The organism is Nakamurella sp. (assembly GCF_048594475.1).
GTDB lineage: Bacteria > Actinomycetota > Actinomycetes > Mycobacteriales > Nakamurellaceae > Nakamurella.
This window is the reverse complement of the sequence record NZ_JBMDXT010000516.1, coordinates 1-2,596: the sequence shown is the minus strand read 5'-3', so window position 1 is coordinate 2,596 and position 2,596 is coordinate 1. Positions and strand designations below refer to the sequence as shown.

Sequence of the window (2,596 nt, the reverse complement as noted above, 5' to 3'; positions counted from 1 at the left end):
GCGGGCTGACCGCGCCGCCGCGCCCGCCCGGCGGGCCGGCCCGGCGTGGGCGCGCGCCGGCCCGGGGCGGCGTGACTCCCACGCGCTCGTGCTGTGCCGGATCGCCGCCCGGAGGGTGCGGGCGACGGGCGGCTCGGCGACCCGCTGCGCGCTAAGCCCGGACCGGCACCGGCCGGCGTCCTCCCGGCGACCGGGCTGCGGCGCGGTCGGCGAACGATCCGGGGAGTCGGCGGACGATCCGGGGACGCGACGATTCGGGGACGGCGGGTCAGACGAAGACGCCGGCCGATTGGACGATGAGGCCCCGTGGCTCGAACTCGTGGGTCGGTGGGACCACGTCCGGCCCGGGGGCGGCGCCCGCCGCCTGCAGCACCGGCCCCAGGATCTCGGTCATCGCCCGGTCGAAGTCGGCCCGGGACCGCCAGATCTCGGTGACGGTGAACCCGTCCGCGGTCGCCCTGGCCAGATGGACGAGCAAGCCGATGTCGCGGTCGCCGACCCGGTCCTTGACCGCGGCGTGCACGCGGTCGTAGACCTCGATCGGCGCCGTCACGTCCTGGACGATGCAATACATGCCGATCCACCTCCATCGTGGCGCGGGGCGGCCGGGCCGCGGCGGGGCGGCACCGACGGCGGGGACGGGTGGTCCGCCGGCCGCCCGGCCCGGACCCCGGCGACCGGGCCGCCACCGGCGCGACGGGGGAGCCGCCGATGGTCACCGGAAAGACCCGTATCCGTCCAGAGAAGACTAATCGGACAGCGCCCGATCGGCGCGGTCCGCGATGTACCAAACCGGGTCCCGGGCGACTCCTGGTCGGGATGCCCTACTCCCGAGGAGCCGATCAATGACCACGTTCCCTCCCGGCTCGCCACCGACGGTCGCCGTCGTCGGCGGCTCCCTGGCCGGCCTGTTCGCCGCGGCCGGGGCCGCGACGGCCGGGCCCCGGGTCACCGTGCTCGACCGGGACGAGCTGACCGCGGACACCCTGGCCCACCCGGGCGTCCCGCAGGGGCGGCAGCCGCACGTGTACCTGCTGCGCGGCCTGCGCGCCGCGGAGGAGCTGCTGCCCGGGGTGCTCGACGAGCTTAGGGCGGCCGGCGCGGTCGACCTGGAGACCGGCCGGCTGGCCACCCTGAGCGAGCAGGGGTGGCTCCCCATCCGCGACTCGGACATGGTCGGGCTGTCGATGTCCCGCCCGCTGTTCGAGCGGGTCGTCCGCCGCCGCGTCCTGGCGCTGCCCGGGGTCACGCTGCTGGCCGGCCGGCCGGTGACCGGTCTGCGGCGCCCGGGTGGACCGGACCGGCCCTGGCGGGTCGTCACCGCGGCCGGCGAGATCGCCGCCGACATCGTCGTCGACGCCTCCGGCCGGGCCTCCCGGCTGCCGGCCTGGTTGCCGGCCCTCGGGGTCGGCGCGCCCGCCACCGAGGAGGTCGACGCCCGGATCGGCTATGCGGCAAGAGAATTCACCGGCGGGCCCGAGCTGCACGAGCTGAGCGGCATCCTGGTCGGAGCCACCCCGGAATCGGGCCGGGGCGGGTTGGCGCTGCCGATCGAGGACGGCCACTGGGTGGTCCTGGCCTCGGGCTCCGGTGACCGGCGCCCACCCCGGGACGTCGACGGCTTCATGGACTCCCTCCGCGCCGAACGCGATCCGGCGCTGGTCCGGTTCGCCGAACGCGCCCGACCGGTGGACGACGTGCTGATCTACCGCCGCAACGGCAATCGCCGGCATCGGTACGACCGGTGCCGCAACTGGCCGGCCGGGCTGCTGGCCGTCGGCGACTCGTTCGTCAGCTTCAACCCGATCTACGGCCAGGGCATCACGGTCGCGGCACTCGACGCCCTCGTGCTGCGCGACGCGCTGGCCGCCGCGGCGGGCCGGCCGATCGATCGACGGGCCACCCGGCGGGTGATGCGGCGGCTGGCCCGGGTGGCCGGGCTGCCCTGGGCGATCGCGACCGGAGCCGACCTGCGCCAGCCGACGTCGTCGGGACACCAGAACCGGGCGCAGCGGATGACCAGCGCGTGGGTCCGCGAGCTCAACCGGCAGGCCGTCCACGGCAGCGAGCGGGCCCACCTGGCTGTGCAGCGCCTGGCCCACCTGATCGGCTCGCCGGCCGGGCTTGTCCACCCGGCGCTGCTGGCCGGGGTGACCCGGGGCCGGATCGGCCGGCGCCACCCGGCGGCGACGCGGCCGGACGGGCTTGACCTGCTCGACCTGATCGAGGACCCCGCGCCCGGCGCCGGCCCCACCGACCGGCCAGCCGCCACCGGAACCGGCGACCACCCCGACCGGGCCGATCGATCCGCCGCCGGCCTGGTGCCGGCGCCGCAGGGGTCCTGACCGCCGGCGGAAGGGCCTCGCCCGCTCGATCGGCGACCTCACCGACGCCGCCGGGAGCCCGCCGGGAGAGGCGGCCGGATCAGCGGGACGGCGGCCCGCTCGGCAGCCGGGTCGGGGTGAGCGGGGTGACCGGCGGCGGCGGACCGCTGGGCAACCGGGTCGCCGGCGCCGGGACGAACGGGGTGGCCGGGGGACCGGTCGGCAGGCGGGTCGGGGTCACGGCCCCGCCGGAGGCGGCCGCCGGCCGGGGC

Annotated in this window: 2 protein-coding genes; one reads left to right on the top strand and one right to left on the bottom strand. The window is 77.7% G+C overall.

Going from position 1 to position 2,596, the window contains the following annotated elements:
* Positions 1–268: 268 nt before the first annotated feature.
* Entirely contained in the window at positions 269–574 is a 306-nt protein-coding gene (locus ACOJUF_RS23335; RefSeq protein ID WP_420124200.1) for a hypothetical protein, read from the bottom strand.
* A gap of 271 nt (positions 575–845) precedes the next feature.
* Between ACOJUF_RS23335 and ACOJUF_RS23330 the strand changes: the two genes are divergently transcribed.
* A complete protein-coding gene (locus tag ACOJUF_RS23330) occupies positions 846–2,345 on the top strand; it encodes an NAD(P)/FAD-dependent oxidoreductase (RefSeq protein WP_420124199.1) in 1,500 nt (499 codons plus the stop codon).
* The last annotated feature ends 251 nt before the right edge of the window (positions 2,346–2,596 follow it).